The organism is Herbaspirillum sp. alder98, from assembly GCF_020179755.1.
GTDB lineage: Bacteria > Pseudomonadota > Gammaproteobacteria > Burkholderiales > Burkholderiaceae_D > Herbaspirillum.
Window position 1 is genome coordinate 375,575 of record NZ_JAIUCY010000005.1, and the last position, 15,846, is coordinate 391,420.

At 63.2% G+C, this 15,846-nt stretch carries 17 protein-coding genes; 7 read left to right on the forward strand and 10 right to left on the reverse strand.

Annotation, left to right across the window (positions count from 1 at the left end):
* Positions 1-3: 3 nt before the first annotated feature.
* From dnaK to LBW87_RS14450, 5 genes are all read right to left on the reverse strand, one after another.
* The gene (gene dnaK / locus LBW87_RS14430; RefSeq protein WP_225202179.1) at positions 4-1,950 is read right to left on the reverse strand and encodes a molecular chaperone DnaK; all 1,947 of its coding nucleotides are present in this window, start codon (positions 1,948-1,950) and stop codon (positions 4-6) included.
* Between the two features lie 138 nt (positions 1,951-2,088).
* The gene (grpE, locus tag LBW87_RS14435; protein WP_225202180.1) at positions 2,089-2,655 is read right to left on the reverse strand and encodes a nucleotide exchange factor GrpE; all 567 of its coding nucleotides are present in this window, start codon (positions 2,653-2,655) and stop codon (positions 2,089-2,091) included.
* A gap of 461 nt (positions 2,656-3,116) precedes the next feature.
* Positions 3,117-4,136 (reverse strand): ferrochelatase, encoded by a 1,020-nt coding sequence (gene hemH, locus LBW87_RS14440; RefSeq protein WP_225202181.1) that lies wholly within the window; start codon positions 4,134-4,136, stop codon positions 3,117-3,119.
* Between the two features lie 27 nt (positions 4,137-4,163).
* A complete protein-coding gene (recN, locus tag LBW87_RS14445) occupies positions 4,164-5,810 on the reverse strand; it encodes a DNA repair protein RecN (protein WP_225202182.1) in 1,647 nt (548 codons plus the stop codon).
* Between the two features lie 61 nt (positions 5,811-5,871).
* Positions 5,872-6,789, reverse strand: a complete 918-nt coding sequence (locus LBW87_RS14450) for an NAD kinase (protein ID WP_225202183.1) — start codon at positions 6,787-6,789, stop codon at positions 5,872-5,874.
* A gap of 54 nt (positions 6,790-6,843) precedes the next feature.
* Here LBW87_RS14450 and LBW87_RS14455 point away from each other — a divergent pair, with 54 nt between their 5' ends.
* Positions 6,844-7,560, forward strand: a complete 717-nt coding sequence (locus LBW87_RS14455; RefSeq protein ID WP_225202184.1) for an HAD family hydrolase — start codon at positions 6,844-6,846, stop codon at positions 7,558-7,560.
* 73 nt (positions 7,561-7,633) lie between these two features.
* The gene (hrcA, locus tag LBW87_RS14460) at positions 7,634-8,659 is read left to right on the forward strand and encodes a heat-inducible transcriptional repressor HrcA (RefSeq protein WP_225202185.1); all 1,026 of its coding nucleotides are present in this window, start codon (positions 7,634-7,636) and stop codon (positions 8,657-8,659) included.
* Positions 8,660-8,755: 96 nt separating this feature from the next.
* Here hrcA and fur read toward each other — a convergent pair whose 3' ends face one another.
* Positions 8,756-9,181, reverse strand: a complete 426-nt coding sequence (gene fur / locus LBW87_RS14465) for a ferric iron uptake transcriptional regulator (RefSeq protein WP_225202186.1) — start codon at positions 9,179-9,181, stop codon at positions 8,756-8,758.
* Between the two features lie 97 nt (positions 9,182-9,278).
* Between fur and LBW87_RS14470 the strand changes: the two genes are divergently transcribed.
* The 5 genes from LBW87_RS14470 to LBW87_RS14490 all read left to right on the forward strand — a co-directional run bounded on the left by LBW87_RS14470 (position 9,279) and on the right by LBW87_RS14490 (position 12,233).
* Entirely contained in the window at positions 9,279-9,827 is a 549-nt protein-coding gene (locus LBW87_RS14470; protein ID WP_225202187.1) for an outer membrane protein assembly factor BamE, read from the forward strand.
* A gap of 42 nt (positions 9,828-9,869) precedes the next feature.
* On the forward strand, positions 9,870-10,676 hold the full coding sequence (dapB, locus tag LBW87_RS14475; protein ID WP_225202188.1) for a 4-hydroxy-tetrahydrodipicolinate reductase: 807 nt from the start codon (positions 9,870-9,872) through the stop codon (positions 10,674-10,676).
* 99 nt (positions 10,677-10,775) lie between these two features.
* On the forward strand, positions 10,776-11,483 hold the full coding sequence (locus LBW87_RS14480; RefSeq protein WP_225202189.1) for a MotA/TolQ/ExbB proton channel family protein: 708 nt from the start codon (positions 10,776-10,778) through the stop codon (positions 11,481-11,483).
* The gene (locus LBW87_RS14485) at positions 11,480-11,899 is read left to right on the forward strand and encodes an ExbD/TolR family protein (protein WP_225202190.1); all 420 of its coding nucleotides are present in this window, start codon (positions 11,480-11,482) and stop codon (positions 11,897-11,899) included. The genes LBW87_RS14480 and LBW87_RS14485 overlap by 4 nt, the downstream gene beginning before the upstream one ends.
* A 7-nt stretch (positions 11,900-11,906) precedes the next feature.
* Positions 11,907-12,233 carry a barstar family protein gene (locus tag LBW87_RS14490; protein WP_225202191.1) on the forward strand — a complete coding sequence of 109 codons (327 nt, stop codon included), beginning with the start codon at positions 11,907-11,909 and terminating at the stop codon, positions 12,231-12,233.
* Between the two features lie 21 nt (positions 12,234-12,254).
* On the opposite strand, the gene LBW87_RS14495 is transcribed toward LBW87_RS14490, so the two are convergent.
* The 4 genes from LBW87_RS14495 to LBW87_RS14510 are packed head-to-tail and all read right to left on the reverse strand — an operon-like array spanning position 12,255 to position 15,841.
* On the reverse strand, positions 12,255-13,076 hold the full coding sequence (locus tag LBW87_RS14495) for a phosphodiesterase (RefSeq protein ID WP_225202192.1): 822 nt from the start codon (positions 13,074-13,076) through the stop codon (positions 12,255-12,257).
* Entirely contained in the window at positions 13,073-14,170 is a 1,098-nt protein-coding gene (locus tag LBW87_RS14500) for an ABC transporter ATP-binding protein (protein ID WP_225202193.1), read from the reverse strand. Before LBW87_RS14500 ends, LBW87_RS14495 begins: the two co-directional genes overlap by 4 nt.
* Positions 14,167-14,970, reverse strand: a complete 804-nt coding sequence (locus LBW87_RS14505) for an ABC transporter permease (RefSeq protein ID WP_225202194.1) — start codon at positions 14,968-14,970, stop codon at positions 14,167-14,169. Before LBW87_RS14505 ends, LBW87_RS14500 begins: the two co-directional genes overlap by 4 nt.
* Positions 14,971-14,980: 10 nt before the next feature.
* Positions 14,981-15,841 carry an ABC transporter permease gene (locus LBW87_RS14510; RefSeq protein ID WP_225202195.1) on the reverse strand — a complete coding sequence of 287 codons (861 nt, stop codon included), beginning with the start codon at positions 15,839-15,841 and terminating at the stop codon, positions 14,981-14,983.
* Positions 15,842-15,846 lie beyond the last annotated feature (5 nt).

Here is a 15,846-nt window from a genome sequence, read left to right on the forward strand (position 1 = left end):
GGATTACTTGACTTCCTTGAAGTCGGCGTCGACCACGTTGTCGTCCTTGGCACGGCCAGCACCGGCGCTGGCGCCTTCGGCAGCACCTGCGCCACCGGCGGCGCCGCCGGCTGCAGCTGCCTGCGCCTGCTGGTCGGCATACATCTTCTCGCCCAGCTTCTGCGCCGCTGTCGACAGTGCTGCAGTCTTGGCGTCGATGGCGGCCTTGTCGTCGCCCTTCAGGACATCTTCGAGTTCCTTGATGGCCGCTTCGATGACTTCCTTCTCGCCGCCTTCCAGCTTGTCGCCGTATTCGGTCAGCGCCTTGCGGGTGGAGTGCACCAGCGCATCGCCCTGGTTGCGGCTTTCGGCCATTTCGCGCAGACGCTTGTCTTCTTCGGCGTTGACTTCGGCGTCACGCACCATCTTCTCGATCTCGTCCTCGTTCAGGCCCGAGTTCGCCTTGATGGTGATCTTGTTTTCCTTGCCGGTGGCCTTGTCCTTGGCGCCCACGTGCAGGATGCCGTTGGCGTCGATGTCGAAGGTCACTTCGATCTGGGGCGTGCCGCGTGGCGATGGCGGGATGCCTTCCAGGTTGAATTCACCCAGGCCCTTGTTGCCGGCAGCCATCTCGCGCTCGCCCTGGTACACCTTGATGGTCACGGCCGGCTGGTTGTCGTCGGCAGTGGAGAACACCTGGCTGAACTTGGTCGGGATGGTGGTGTTCTTCTTGATCATCTTGGTCATGACGCCGCCCATGGTCTCGATACCCAGCGACAGCGGTGTCACGTCCAGCAGCAGCACGTCCTTGCGGTCGCCCGACAACACCGAACCCTGGATCGCAGCGCCCACGGCGACGGCTTCATCGGGGTTGACGTCACGGCGCGGTTCCTTGCCGAAGAACTCCTTGACCTTCTCCAGCACCTTGGGCATGCGGGTCATGCCGCCGACCAGGATCACGTCATCGATATCGGACACTTTCACGCCGGCATCCTTGATGGCGGTGCGGCATGGCTCGATGGTCTGGTTGATCAGTTCCTCGACCAGCGATTCGAGCTTGGCGCGGGTGATCTTCAGGTTCAGGTGGACCGGCGCGCCATTGGCCATGGCGATGTACGGCTCGTTGATCTCGGTCTGCTGCGACGACGACAGTTCGATCTTGGCGCGTTCGGCCGATGCCTTGATGCGTTGCAGAGCGATGGCGTCCTTGGACAGGTCCAGGCCGTTGATCTTCTTGAACTCTTCGATGATGTAATCGATCATGCGCTGGTCGAAGTCTTCGCCACCCAGGAAGGTGTCGCCGTTGGTCGACAGCACTTCGAACTGCTTTTCGCCGTCGACATCGGCGATCTCGATGATCGACACGTCGAAGGTGCCGCCGCCGAGGTCATACACGGCGATCTTGCGGTCGCCCTTTTCAGCCTTGTCCAGGCCGAAAGCCAATGCCGCTGCGGTCGGTTCGTTGATGATGCGCTTGACGTCGAGACCGGCAATGCGGCCGGCGTCCTTGGTGGCCTGACGCTGGGCGTCGTTGAAGTAGGCCGGCACGGTGATGACGGCCTCGGTCACTTCTTCGCCCAGGTAGTCTTCTGCGGTCTTCTTCATCTTGCGCAGCACTTCGGCCGAGATCTGCGGCGGCGCCAGCTTCTTGTCGCGCACGCCGATCCAGGCGTCACCGTTGTCGGCCTTGACGATCTGGTAGGGCATCAGGTTGATGTCCTTCTGCACGTTCTTTTCATCGAACTTGCGGCCGATCAGGCGCTTGGCGGCGTAGATCGTGTTCTTGGGGTTGGTGACGGCCTGACGCTTGGCGGGAGCGCCAACCAGGACTTCACCGTCTTCCTGATAAGCAATGATCGATGGCGTGGTGCGCGCGCCTTCGGAGTTCTCGATTACCTTGGGGGTATTGCCTTCCATGACGGAAACGCAAGAGTTGGTCGTACCCAAGTCAATGCCAATGATTTTTCCCATGATTTTTCCTCGATCGGCCCTGGATGCCGGGCCATAGTAGTTTTAGATGTTTTTAATATGTGGAGGACAGTCAGAGTTTCAAGCGCCGGAGCCAGCCCAAAAAGCAATTTTTATGCCTCTTGGCGTCCGCCGCCTGAATTACTTTCCCTGCGCCACCGTCACCAGTGCCGGGCGCAGCAAACGCTCGGAAATCACATAACCCTTCTGCAACACCAGCACCACAGTGTTGGCTTCCTGCTCGGCCGGCACGGCCGAGATGGCCTGATGCTTCATCGGGTCGAGCTTTTCGCCGGTTTGCGGATTGACCTCTTGCAGCTTGTTCTTCTCGAACGCCGAAGACAGTTGCTTCAATGTCATCTCGACACCTTCCTTGAGCGATTCAAGGCTGGGGTTGTCCAGCTTCAGGGCCATTTCGAGACTGTCCTTGACCGGCAACAGCGACTCGGCAAACCCTTCGATGGCGAATTTATGCGCCTTGGCAATATCGTCCTGGGCGCGGCGGCGGATGTTCTCGCCTTCGGCACGTGCCCGCAGGAAAGCGTCCTGCATTTCTGCGATACGCGCTTCGGCCGCAGCCAGCTTGTCTTCCAGCGTAGGTTCGGCAGCCACTGCCTCGACCTGAGCCTCGCCTTCGGGCGCCACCACCTGTTCGGCCTGGACCTGCGCCTGCTCGTTCTGGGCTTGCTGTTTATCGTTGTCTTGCATTCCTGAATTACCTCCAACAAATCAAAGCGTTACGTGAAGTCCTGCAAGGCTGCCCGCAGCCGGAAGCGCGGCAGAGCCAGCCGGACCGAACCCGGATGCCGCCCTAGATAAGGCAGGCTGCCCGCATTTCAAGGCCTTTTTGCCTTTTCCTGTCATTTCAACAAGAGAATTGTTACGAGGGGTTACAAGAATGTCGAGACGCATCTTCAAGTTGAACCGACCGTGACCTAAGATGATTGTGCGCCGCCCGAAGGCGTCGACATTCAAATGGGGGACACCATGAAATTGCCTCTGATTGCAGTGACCATCCTGATTGCGGCCTACAGCCTGCTGGCCACGGCCTGGATCAGCTACTCCCACCTGGTCGGGGAATTTACGCTCTAGCAACACGGCCAGCCATCCGCCAGCCTCCCCGCACGACCCTGCTCCCCCGCTCGAACCCGTTATTCTAGCAGCCCCGCCTACCGCGTCGGCCATCCGGCCAGTTCCTGCTCGGCAATATCGGCCAGCGCCGCCAGCCATGGCGTCGATTCGTTGAGGCAAGCGATGTAGTGGAATTGCGCGCCGCCGGCGTGCAGGAATTCGTCCTTGACCTCCATGGCGATCTCTTCCAGCGTTTCCAGGCAATCGCTGGTAAAGCCGGGGCAGATCACGTCGATGCGCTGCACGCCATCACGCCCCAGTTGCTGCACCGTGGGCGCGGTATAAGGCTGCAACCATTCGGCCCGCCCGAAGCGCGACTGGAACGTCACCAGATAGCGATCTGCTTCCAGCCCCAGCGCCTGCGCCAGCAACTCCGCGGTTTGCAGGCATTCGTCGTAATACGGATCGCCCAGTTCATAGGTGCGCCTGGGCACGCCATGAAAGCTCATCACCAGCCGCTCGCCGCGCCCGTGCTCGGCCCAATACGCTTGCACCGACTGTTGCAGGGCCTGGATATAGCCCGGGTGCAGGCGATAGTCGCGCACCAGCCGCAACGCAGGGATATTGCGCACTTGCCGATAGTGCGCGAACACGGCATCGAAGATCGAGGCGGTGGTGGTGCCCGAATATTGCGGATAAGCCGGGATCACCAGGATGCGCTGGCAACCCTGGACCTTGAGGCGATCCAGCACTTCCGGCAAGCCGGGATTGCCATAGCGCATGGCGTGCTCGACCCGCACCTGATGGCCGCGCTGGGCCAGCAGTTGCCCCAATCCTGCGGCCTGTTGCCGGGTATGCACCATCAGCGGCGAACCCTGCTCGCTCCAGATCGAACGGTACTTGGCGGCCGAGCGCGACGAACGGAACGGCAGGATGATGCCATTGAGGATGAACCACCACACTGCACGCGGAATCTCGACCACCCGCGGGTCGGACAGGAATTGCTTCAGGTAGCGCCGCACGGCGCCGGTCTCGGCCGCGTCGGGCGTACCCAGATTGACCAGCACGACAGCCGTGGCTTCATTGGTGTTGCGAGGGGGTTCTTGTCTGAATGCCATCGGAATTGAAAATTTAAGGGAAAGCGCTCAGGACGCCAGCAGCTCGCGCGCATGCTTGCGCGTGGTGGCCGTGATCTCGAGTCCGCCCAGCATGCGGGCAATTTCTTCGACCCGCGACTTGGCGTCGAGGCCGTCGATGGTCGATACGGTGCGCTCATCTTCACTGCGCTTGCTGACCTGGAAATGCTGGTTGGCCTGGCTGGCCACTTGCGGCAAGTGCGTCACGCACAGCACCTGGTGCTCTTGCCCCAGCCGGCGCAACAGGCGTCCGACCACTTCGGCCACGCCGCCACCGATGCCGCTGTCGACTTCATCGAAGATCAGGGTCGGGGTGCCGGTGGCATGTGAGGCGATCACCGAGATGGCCAGCGAAATGCGCGCCAGCTCGCCGCCCGAGGCGACCTTGGCCAACGGGCGCAAGGCCACGCCGGCATGCCCGGCGACCTGGAACTCGACCTGCTCCAGGCCGTGGGCGGCAGGCTCGGCGGGGTTCAGCGCAATGGCAAATCGCCCGCCCGACATCGACAGGTCCTGCATGGCGGCCGTCACGGCGGCACCCAATGCGGCGGCAGCGGCCGCCCGTGCCTTGGACAATTTCCCCGCCAACGCCAGGTAAGCGGACTTCAGTTTGTCTTCCTGGGCGCGCAGCGCATCGAGGTCGCTGGCGTCGGCCAACTGCCTGAGCTGCTCCGACAGGGTGAGGTGTTCCTGCGGCAAGTCGTCCGGCTGCACATGGAACTTGCGGGCGGTGGAATGGATCGCTTCCAGGCGCGACTCGACCTCTTGCAACCGGGCCGGATCAAGTTCGACCCGCCCCAGATAATCATTGAGCGCATAGACCGCCTCCTGCATCTGGATGCGGGCCGGTTCCAGCACATCGAGCACCGGCTTCAAGGCGACGTCGACATCGGCCAGGCGGCCCAACTTCTGCGTGATCGACGACAGCTGCGAGAGCATCGGCGAGTCCGACTCCGAAATCGCCAGCAAGGCTTCCTGGGCGCCGCCGATAAGCGCCGCCGCGTGCGACAGCCGGCTGTGCTCGGCGCTGATCTCGTCCCACTCGCCGGGCTTCACGGCCAGCTTGCCGAGCTCGCTCACCTGCCATTGCAGCCGCTCGCGCTCCAGCAATACATTGCGCTGGTTCTGTTCGAACTCTTCGCGCTGGCGGGCCAGGGCGCGCCAGCTGCGATGACCGCTGGCGACTTCGCGCGCCAGCTCCAGCAGCCCGGCCTGGCTATCGAGCAGGTGGCGTTGGGCATCCGGCTTCATCAGTGACTGATGCGCATGCTGGCCGTGGATGTCGACCAGCATCTCGCCCAGCTCGCGCAGTTGGGTGGCCGTGGCCGCGCTGCCGTTGACATAGGCTTTGGAACGTCCGGCGTTGTCGATTACGCGCCGCAGCAGCACGCCGCCGTCTTCGTCGGTGTACTGGTTGGCTTCCAGCCAGGCCTGCACTTCGGGGGTCGGGGTGAAATCGGCGCTGATGTCGGCACGCGCGGCGCCCTCGCGCACCACGCTGGCGTCGCCGCGCCCTCCCAGCGCCAGCGCCAGGGCATCGATCAGGATGGATTTGCCGGCGCCGGTCTCGCCGGTGAAGACGGAAAACCCGCGCGCGAATTCGAGCTCGATGGCGTCGACAATCACAAAGTCGCGAATCGTGAGGGTACGCAGCATGATGTTCTGGACAGGTGGATGGCGCGATGGGCGGGCAGCGGGCTGCCGCATGAGTTGACGCTTATTGTAGCCGCCCTTCCAGCGACGGATATTCGTTCCAGTGCAACTTCTGGCGCAGCGTATCGAAATAGCTCCAGCCCTGCGGGTGCAGAAAGGTGATCTTGTGGGCCGAGCGGCGAATCACGATTCGGTCGCCGTGCAACACGCTGGTCAGCGACTGCATGTCGAAGTTGGCGCTGACCTCGCGCCCCGCCACCACCTGGATGACGATTTCACAAGAGTCCGAAATGGTAATCGGCCGGTTCGACAGGGCATGCGGCGAAATCGGCACCAGCACGATGCCGTGCAGGCTGGGATGCAGGATCGGGCCGCCGGCCGACAGCGCATACGCGGTCGACCCGGTGGGCGTGGCCACGATCAGGCCGTCCGAACGCTGGTTGTACATGAAGCGGCCATCGACCTCGACCAGCAACTCGACCATGCCCGAGGTCGCGCCACGCGCCACCACCACATCGTTAAGCGCCAGCGCATGGAAGATCTCGGCGCCCTCGCGAAACACCCGCGCCTCCAGCAGCGAACGGGACTCGGCCTCGACCTTGCCCTCCAGCATGTCGCCCAGGGAAGGTATCATCCGGTCCTGGGAAATATCGGTGATAAACCCCAGCCGCCCCTGGTTGATCCCGATCAGCGGCACATTGTAAGGCGCCAGTTGGCGCGCAATGCCCAGCATGGTGCCGTCACCGCCGACCACGATGGCCAGGTCGGCATGCTGCCCGATCTGTTCCGGCGTCATGGCGTCGTACCCTTCCAGCGAGACGTTCTGGGCGGTCTCGGCCTCGAACACCACGGTATGCCCGTGGGACTCGACGAAGACTGCAATCTCGGAAAGCAGTTGCGCAATGCCGACCGCCTGGAACTTGCCGACGATGGCGATCGTCTTGGGTACAGCTGCCTGGATGGGTAATTTGATGGGCCACATGCTGCGGATTAGAACATAATTTGATGCGACTCAGAACCTACTAGAACTCATTTCATGAATCAAACTGCAACCCCCGCCGCACCGCCGCCCGTCAAGGCGGTACTGTTCGATCTCGACGATACCCTGTGGGCGATCCAGCCGGTGCTGGCGCGGGCCGAGACCCTGTTATTCGACTGGCTGCGCCAGAACGCCCCGCGCATCACCGAGCGCCACACCATCGCATCCCTGCGCGAACGCCGCATGGCGCTGCTCGAAAGCGACCCGGTATACCGCATCGACCTGTGGAAACTGCGTCACGCCGCGCTGACCGAGATGTTTATCGAACATGGTGAAGACCTGGAACTGGTCGAGCATGCCATGGCGCTGTTCTCCGAGGCCCGCAGCACGGTCGACCTGTTCGATGATGTCGAGCCGGGCTTGCAGCGGCTGGGCCAGTCGCTGACCCTGGGTTCGGTGTCGAACGGCTTCGCCGACCTCGGCCGCATCGGCCTGGCAGGCCACTTCAAGGTTTCGATCGCGGCGCACCGCTTCGGCCGGGCCAAGCCCGATCCCGCCATCTTCCATGCCGCCTGCGATGCGCTGGGCATCGCCCCGGCCAACACCGTCTACGTCGGCGACGACCTGACGCTGGACGTGCGCGGCGCTCAGCAGGCCGGATTGCGCGCAGTGTGGATGAATCGTTTCGAACGCGCACTGGAACCCGGCTTTGCGCCCGACGCCATCTGCCGCGACCTGCATGAATTGCACGACTGGCTGCAACAGGTGAACTGAGCGATCGGGCTTATTTACGACGGCGTCAAGCCAAGCACCGCTTTTGCGCCGATTAGTCGTTAGAATAGCAAGCATGCAACTCGACAACCGCGCACGTACACTCTTGAAGGCCCTGGTCGAACGGTATATCGCCGACGGCCAGCCGGTGGGTTCGCGCGCGCTGTCCAAGCTGTCCGGCCTGGAGCTGTCGCCGGCGACCATCCGCAACATCATGGCCGATCTCGAAGAGATGGGTTTTGTCGCCAGCCCGCATACTTCCGCAGGCCGGGTGCCGACACCGCGCGGCTACCGCATGTTCGTCGATACCCTGCTGACGGTCGAGGCCATCGACGAAAGCGCCCTCGAAGGCCGCATGCAGAGCCGGCTGCAGAATACCTCGCCGCAAAAGATCATCACCAACGCTGCCCAGGTACTGTCGTCGCTGTCGCAGTTTGCCGGGGTCGTCATGACGCCCAGGCGCGAAGCGGTGTTCCAGCAGATCGAGTTCTTGCGGCTGTCCGAGAAACGCATCCTGCTGGTGATCGTCGACCAGGGGGGCGACGTGCAGAACCGCATGCTGCTGACCGAAGTCGACTACACCCCCAGCCAGTTGACCCAGGCCGCCAACTACATCAACCAGCATTACGCCGGCCAGTCGTTCGAACAGGTGCGCCTGCGCGTGCAGGGCGAACTGCGCCAGTTGCGTGACGACATGACAACGCTGATGCAGGCCGCCGTCGAGGCCGGCAGCGACGCCATGAGCGAAGACGCCGACAACAACGTGGTGATTTCCGGCGAACGCAACCTGCTCTCGGTCACCGACCTGTCGTCCAACATGAATTCACTGCGCCAGCTGTTCGACATGTTCGAGAAAAAAACCGGGCTGCTACAGTTGCTGGATGTCTCCAGCAAGGCCACCGGGGTCCAGATCTTCATCGGCGGCGAGTCGCAACTGGTGCCGATGGACGACATGAGCATCGTCACCGCCCCGTACGAGGTGAATGGGCGCATCGTCGGCACGCTGGGCGTGATCGGCCCGACCCGCATGGCCTACGAACGCGTCATCCCGATCGTCGACATCACCGCCAAGCTGCTGTCGAGCGCATTGAGCCAGCACTAGGGCATCGGCTTTTCCAGTCCTGAAAAACCAAAAGCCACGTGAAAACCACGTGGCTTTTCAGTTTTCCGGCCCTGATGACCGGCTCTTGATCGCTTTTTACTTCTTCGTGCGACGGCAATTCTTGCAATGGCCGTACAGCGCCAGGGCGTGGTCGGCGATCTCGAAACCGTGCTCCTGGGCAATCTTCAACTGACGCTTTTCGATTTCGGCATCGAAGAATTCTTCGACCTTGCCGCAATCCAGGCACACCAGGTGGTCATGGTGCGAGCCTTCGTTGAGCTCGAACACGGCCTTGCCGGTCTCGAAGTGATTGCGCTGCAGCAGGCCTGCCTGCTCGAACTGGGTCAGCACGCGATACACGGTCGCCAGGCCGACGTCGAGGTTGTCCGACAACAACTGCTTGTAGACGTCTTCGGCGCTCAGGTGACGCACGCTGGTGTTCTGGAAGATCTCGAGGATCTTCAGGCGCGGCAGGGTGGCCTTGAGGCCGCTCGCCTTGAGTTCTGAGGGATTATTGGGCATGGTTGAGTAAATTGGGGATTATCTGGCTTATCATATAGCGCTTTAGGTCCATGGTTCAACCCGGTTGATATCTTTCTTTATGCGTATGCTGCCCCGAATGAAGTCCCGAAGCCACTCCGTGGCGACCGGCCGCCTTGCCATCCTGGCGGCGGCGCTGACGCTGGCACTGTCCGGCTGTTCCTCGACCAAGACCCCTGACACCGCCGCGGCCACCGACGCCGACGCTTCCGGCGTGAAGGTATCCGGCAAGAGCAGCAGCCTGTTCGGCTTCCTGCGGCCGTATCGCATCGACATCCAGCAAGGCAACTTCGTCTCCAAGGAAATGGTCGCGCAACTGCGCCCTGGCCTGACACGCGACCAGGTGCGCTTCGTGCTGGGTACGCCCCTGCTCAACGACATGTTCCACGCCAATCGCTGGGACTACGATTTCCGCCTGGCCAAAGGCAATGGCGAAGTCATGGCAAGCCGCGTCTCGGTCTTCTTCAAGGATGACCTGGTCGAGCATATCGAGGGCGGCGACAACCTGCCTACCGAAAGCGAATACCTGACCCTGATCACCAACGCCAAGACCGGCTCCAAGGCCCGCCTGATCGATACCGATACCAAACCGGCATCGCCTCAGGCGCCTACTTCCGCCAAGCCGTAATCCTCCAGCAACCTTAGTGACCACTTTACTGACCAGAATCTCATGGCAGAACTGAAAATCGCGGTAGCCGGCGCCTCCGGGCGCATGGGCCGCATGCTGATCGAAGCCATCGTCAATGCCGACGACCTGACCCTGTCCGGCGCGCTGGACGTACCACAGTCGCCGGCACTGGGCACCGATGCCGGACTGTTCCTGGGCCGCGCCACGGGCGTTGCGATCACCGCCGACCTGGCCACCGGCCTGACCGGCGCCGACGTGCTGATCGACTTCACCCGCCCCGAAGGCACCTTGAAGCATGTCCAATACTGTGCCGCGCATGGCGTCAAGGTAGTGATCGGCACGACCGGTTTCGAACCGGCCGGACGCGACCTGATTGCCGGCGCTGCGCAAAAGGTCGCCATCATGGCCGCCCCCAACATGAGCGTCGGCGTGAACGTGACCTTGAAGCTGCTCGAAATGGCGGCCAAGAACTTCGCCCACGGCTATGACATCGAGATCATCGAGGCGCACCATCGCTTCAAGGTCGACGCGCCTTCGGGCACCGCGCTGAAGATGGGCGAAGTGATTGCCGACTCGCTCGGCAAGAAGCTCGACGACGTCGCCGTGTATGCCCGCGAAGGCGTCACCGGCGAGCGCGATCCCTCTTCGATCGGATTTGCCACGGTGCGTGGCGGCGACATCATCGGCGACCATACGGTGCTGTTTGCCGGTATCGGTGAGCGGGTCGAGATTTCGCACAAATCGTCCAGCCGCGTTGCCTATGCGATGGGCAGCCTGCGCGCAGCGCGCTTCCTGGCCGACAAGTCGACCGGGCTGTACGACATGCAGGACGTGCTGGGCCTGCGTTAAACCGCCCGCCGACCATGCCAGTCGCTGCCGCACCAGGGTTGGTCCGGCAGCGATTTTTTTTGCGGCCATCTGCTGTTATTCGTCGAAAGAGGTCAACCCATGGAATCCACAACCGGTTTTGCCCATTACTGGGCGCAAGGCGATGCGGTCTCGCACACGGTGGCCTACGTGCTGCTGCTGATGTCGGTGGCCAGCTGGTACTACATCCTGTCGAAAGCCTGGTCGTCCTGGCGCATCCGGGCCGGCAGCAATGCGCTGGAAGACTTCTGGCAGGCGCCCACCCTGGCCGACGCCATCGGCGCCATGCAAGGGCTCGACAGCGAAGCGATCTACACGCCCATGGCCGAGCGGGCGGCGGCCGCCGCCGACCTGTCCAATCGCCCGCAGCCCGGCGTCTCGCTCAATGCCGCCACCGATCCCGGCGAACTGATCACCCGCACCTTGCGGCGCGAGATCAACCGCGTCTCGGCGCGCCTGGAACGCGGGCTGACGCTGCTGGCCTCGGTCGGATCGACCGCGCCCTTCGTGGGCCTGTTCGGGACCGTCTGGGGGATCTATCATGCGCTGGCGGCCGTTTCCGCCAGTGGCACGGTGCAGATCGACAAGGTCGCCGGCCCCGTCGGCGAAGCCTTGATCATGACCGCGCTGGGGCTGGTGGTGGCGATTCCTGCGGTATTGGCCTATAACGCCTTCACCCGCATCAACCGCGTGCGGCTGGCCGAGCTGGACGGCTTCGCCCACGACCTGCATGCCTACCTGACCACCGGCGAACGAGTGGGCAATGGCGAGCGGAGGGCCGCATCATGAGCTTCGGCGGCTTCAACGACAACCAGAACCCCGGGCCGATGGCCGACATCAACGTCACCCCGATGGTCGACGTGATGCTGGTGCTGCTGGTGATCTTCATCATCTCGGCGCCGCTGTTTACCCACGCGGTCAAGCTCGACCTGCCTACGGCCAGTTCGGCGCCGGCGCCTGAAAAGCCCGAGACCGTCACGGTCGCCATCGACGCCGCCGGCAAGCTGTACTGGAACGACCAGGCCGTCGATAGCGCCGCGCTCGAGGCGCGATTGGCCACGGCCGCCACGCAGCAGCCGCAACCCGAGCTGCAACTGCGGGCCGACAAGTCGACCCGCTACGAAATCATCGCCGAGGTGATGTCGGCCGCGCAGAGCGCCGGCCTCTCCAAACTCGGCTTCGTCACAGAACCCAAGAAAAAGTAAGGCAACGATGGCAAGCGTACAACTGGCGGGTGACCGCATCACCGACTGGGACAGCTTTCACGACCTGAGCGCGCAGGCGTTCGGCTTCCCCGACTTCTACGGCCGCAACATGAATGCCTGGGTCGATTGCCTGTCCTACCTGCGCGAGGACGACGGCATGTGCAAATTCAGGCTCAAGCCGAAAGAGCTGCTGCAGATCGAGATCACCGGCAGCGCCGAGCTGCATCGCCGCCTGCCGGACCTGGTCGAAGAAGTCGAGTTCTGCTGCACGGCGATCAATGACCGCTGCGAAGACTACGACGAGCCGCCGGTGCTGGAGCTGGTCTGGAAGTAAGCGCCAACGCAGCGCGTGGCGTCAATCGATGAGTTCGTCGCCGTCGTAGAACGGATAAGGTCCCTCGAACTGGCCGATGAACGCGGTGTGGCTGATCAACGAGCGCGCCGCGTCATCCCACCAATGCAATTGAAAACCGGGTGGTTCCATCACGAACGCCGACGGCGCCTGGCGGTCGAGATCAAGATCCACCTGATGCGACACGCCCGGGCAGGTTGACGCCAGGGTCCCGGCAAAGCGACTCTGGATGGCGCGGTGCAAATGCCCGCACAACACCCGCTCGACCTGAGGATGCTTGCGCACCACCGCCGCCAGCGCCTCGGGATTGGCCAGGCCCATGTCGTCCATGTGACCGATGCCGGTGGTAAACGGCGGGTGATGCATCACGATCACGGTCGGTTGCGACGGTTGCTGGGCCAGCGTATCGTCCAGCCACTGCAGGCTGCGCGGCGCCAGCTCGCCGCCGCTGGCACGCGGAATCACCGTGTCCAGCGCCACTACCCGCAGCGGGCCGACCTCGACCACATACTCGATACGCTCGCCGCCCTGCTGCAGATACGCATGATCCGGAAACGCCGCACGCAAGGCGCCACGTTCGTCGTGATTGCCCGGCAAGAGGTAATAGGGAATCTCCAGCGACGCCAGCAGCTGCCGCAGGAAAACGTACTCGCCCGGCTGGCCGAAATCCACCAGGTCGCCCGTGATCACCACTGCATCCGGCCGCTGGCGCAAGGCATTGAGTTGTACCACGCACCGCCGCAGGCTCTCGGCGGTATCCACCACGCGATAGGATTTCTTGCCATCGGTCTTGATGTGCAGGTCAGAAATTTGCGCCAGGATCATGCTGCCTCCTGCTCGGTTGGCAAACGTACCAATGCCGACAAGGGCACCTCCAGCGCCACCCCCTGCCCGCCATGCCAGCTGCCGCGTCGCGCAGTCTCTGCGATCAGCGGGTGCGTGGCGCCGATATCGATTTCAAGCCGCGTACGGTCGCCCATGAAGAAGCTGGACACCACCCGACCATTCAACATGCCTGCCATACCCGCGCGCGCCTCGGCCGGCTGATGCTCGGCGCCGGCATCGATGACGCGCACATCCTCTGGCCGGAACATGGCAGTGGCCATCTGCCCTTCGGTGACCTGGTCGAACAGCGCCAGGCTGCCTGCCGGCGTTTGCAGCCGACCCTGCGACACCACGCCCTGGACCCGGTTCATGGCGCCGATGAAGTCGGCCACGAAGGCATTGGCGGGATGATAGTAGATGTCTTGCGGGGTGCCGATCTGGGCGATGCGGCCACGCTCCATCACCACGATGCGGTCACCCAGCGCCATCGCCTCGCCCTGGTCGTGCGTGACGTAGACGGCGGTGATGCCAAGGCTGCGCAGCAGCTGGTTCAGGTCGCTGCGCACGGTCTCGCGCAGCTTGGCATCGAGCGCGGTCAGGGGCTCGTCCAGCAGCAGCACCCGCGGCTCCACCGCCACCGCGCGCGCCAGCGCCACGCGCTGTTTCTGCCCACCCGACAACTGGTCCACCCGGCGCTGCGACAGGCCCTGCAGATGCACCATCTCCAGCAGTTTCTCGACCCGCGCGGCACGCTCGGGCGCGGCGATCTTGCGCAGCTTCATGCCGTAGGCGATGTTCTCGCCCACAGTCATGTTGGGAAACAGCGCGTAGCTCTGGAACACCATGCCCACGCCACGCCGCTCGATCGGCAGGGCGGTCACGTCTTCGTCACCGAACCACACCTGACCACCCGCATCGGGAAACTCCAGCCCCGCAATCATGCGCAGCGTGGTGGTCTTGCCGCAGCCGGACGGCCCCAGCAGCACCAGCGTCTCGCCGGCCTGGATCTCCAGGTCCAGCGGTTGCAGCGCGCGGTTGCCACCCGCGAACGATTTGGCGCAGGCGGCCAGGCGTATCGATACTGGTTGCTTCATAGACTTGCTCTCTTGTCTGCAAACTGCGTCACCCACTGCATGCCCACCAGCAGCGGAATGATCATGAAAAAGAAAATCAGGGTATAGGCCGAACCGATCTCCAGCCGCATCGACGCATAGGCGTCGGCCAGGCCCACCGGCAGCGTCATGGTCAATGGAGTATGCAACATCCAGGTGATGTTGAATTCACCGATCGACAGCGTCACCACCATCAGCGAGCCGGCCAGGATGCCGCCGCTGACATTGGGAATGACCACCCCGAAGAACCGCCGCATCATGCCCGCGCCCAGACTGGCCGCTGCTTCTTCGAGCTGCGCCAGTTGCGACGACTGCATCACCGCCAGCACCGGTCGCACCATGAACGGCAGCACGAACAGTACGTGTCCCACCAGGATGAACAGCAGGCTGCCGCGAAATGCCCGGTACTGCCCGTAGGCCATGATCAAGGCCAGCGCGGTGGCCAGGCCCGGCACCGCCACCGGCATCATCAGCAACTCTTCGATGACACGCGCCAGGCGACTGTTGCCGCCGCGATAGCGCGCCAGCATGTAGGCCAGCGGCACCCCGGCGACCAGCGTCACCACCAGGCACGAGAGGGCGATGAAGATCGAGCGCCAGATGGTCGGCTGATACATTTCCCACACTTGCGCCACCCAGCGCAAGGTAAATCCGCTGGAGATCCCGACAAAGAAATTCTCGGTCACGCCCGCGGCCATCGACAGCAGCACCGGCACGATCATGAAGGCGCACACCAGCAAGGTAAACGCCAGTTGCAGCCAGAATCGAATATCACGTTTCATGCATCGCTCCTCACGCCGCCGCAGCTACGCTATTGCCGGCCAGCGAACGCGCCAGCGCCAGCACCACCCAGGTGATCGCGCCCAGCACCAGTGACAGCGAGGCGGCGGTGGCGAAGTTGGCGTAACCGGTGAATTCGTTATAGATGGTCATCGGCAGCACGTCGATATTGGCGCCCAGCGTAAAGGCCGTGCCGAATGCGCCCACACTGGTGGCGAAACAGATCGCGCCCGACGAGATCAACGCCGGCGTCAGCGCCGGCAGGATCACATGCAGCAGCACCTGCCATGGACGCGCGCCCAGCGAGCGCGCAGCCTCTTCCAGCGAACCGTCCAGCTTGCCGGCAGCGGCGGTCACGGTCAGGATCACGCGCGGGATCGAAAAATACAGGTAACCCAGAAACAGCCCCGGCAAGGCATAGGCGAACACCAGCGGTTCGCCCACCAGCCAATCGGTGAAACGGCCGATCAGCCCTTGCCGGCCGGCCAGCATGATCACCATGAAGCCCACCACCACGCCGGGAAAAGCCAGCGGGAAGGTCAACATGGCCAACAACATCGAATGCCCGAAAAAGCGGTTGCGCTGCAGGAACAGACCCACGGCTACCGAGATCGCCAGCGTCACCACGGTGACCGCCGCCGACAGGCTCAGCGTCGACACCAGGCTGGCGAAATAATGGCGATTGGTCAGTATCGCCAGATAGGCCATCGCCCCGCTCGGCCCGCTGGCGCCCACGCCCACCAGCCGCACCATCGGCAGCAGCCAGAAGGCGCAGAACAGCGCCACGCCGGGGGCCGCGAACCACAGCCAGACGCCCTCGCCCCGCCTGGGGTCAGAGCGCGACGGTGCCGGTGAAATGATGCTTGCCTTCATGGTCT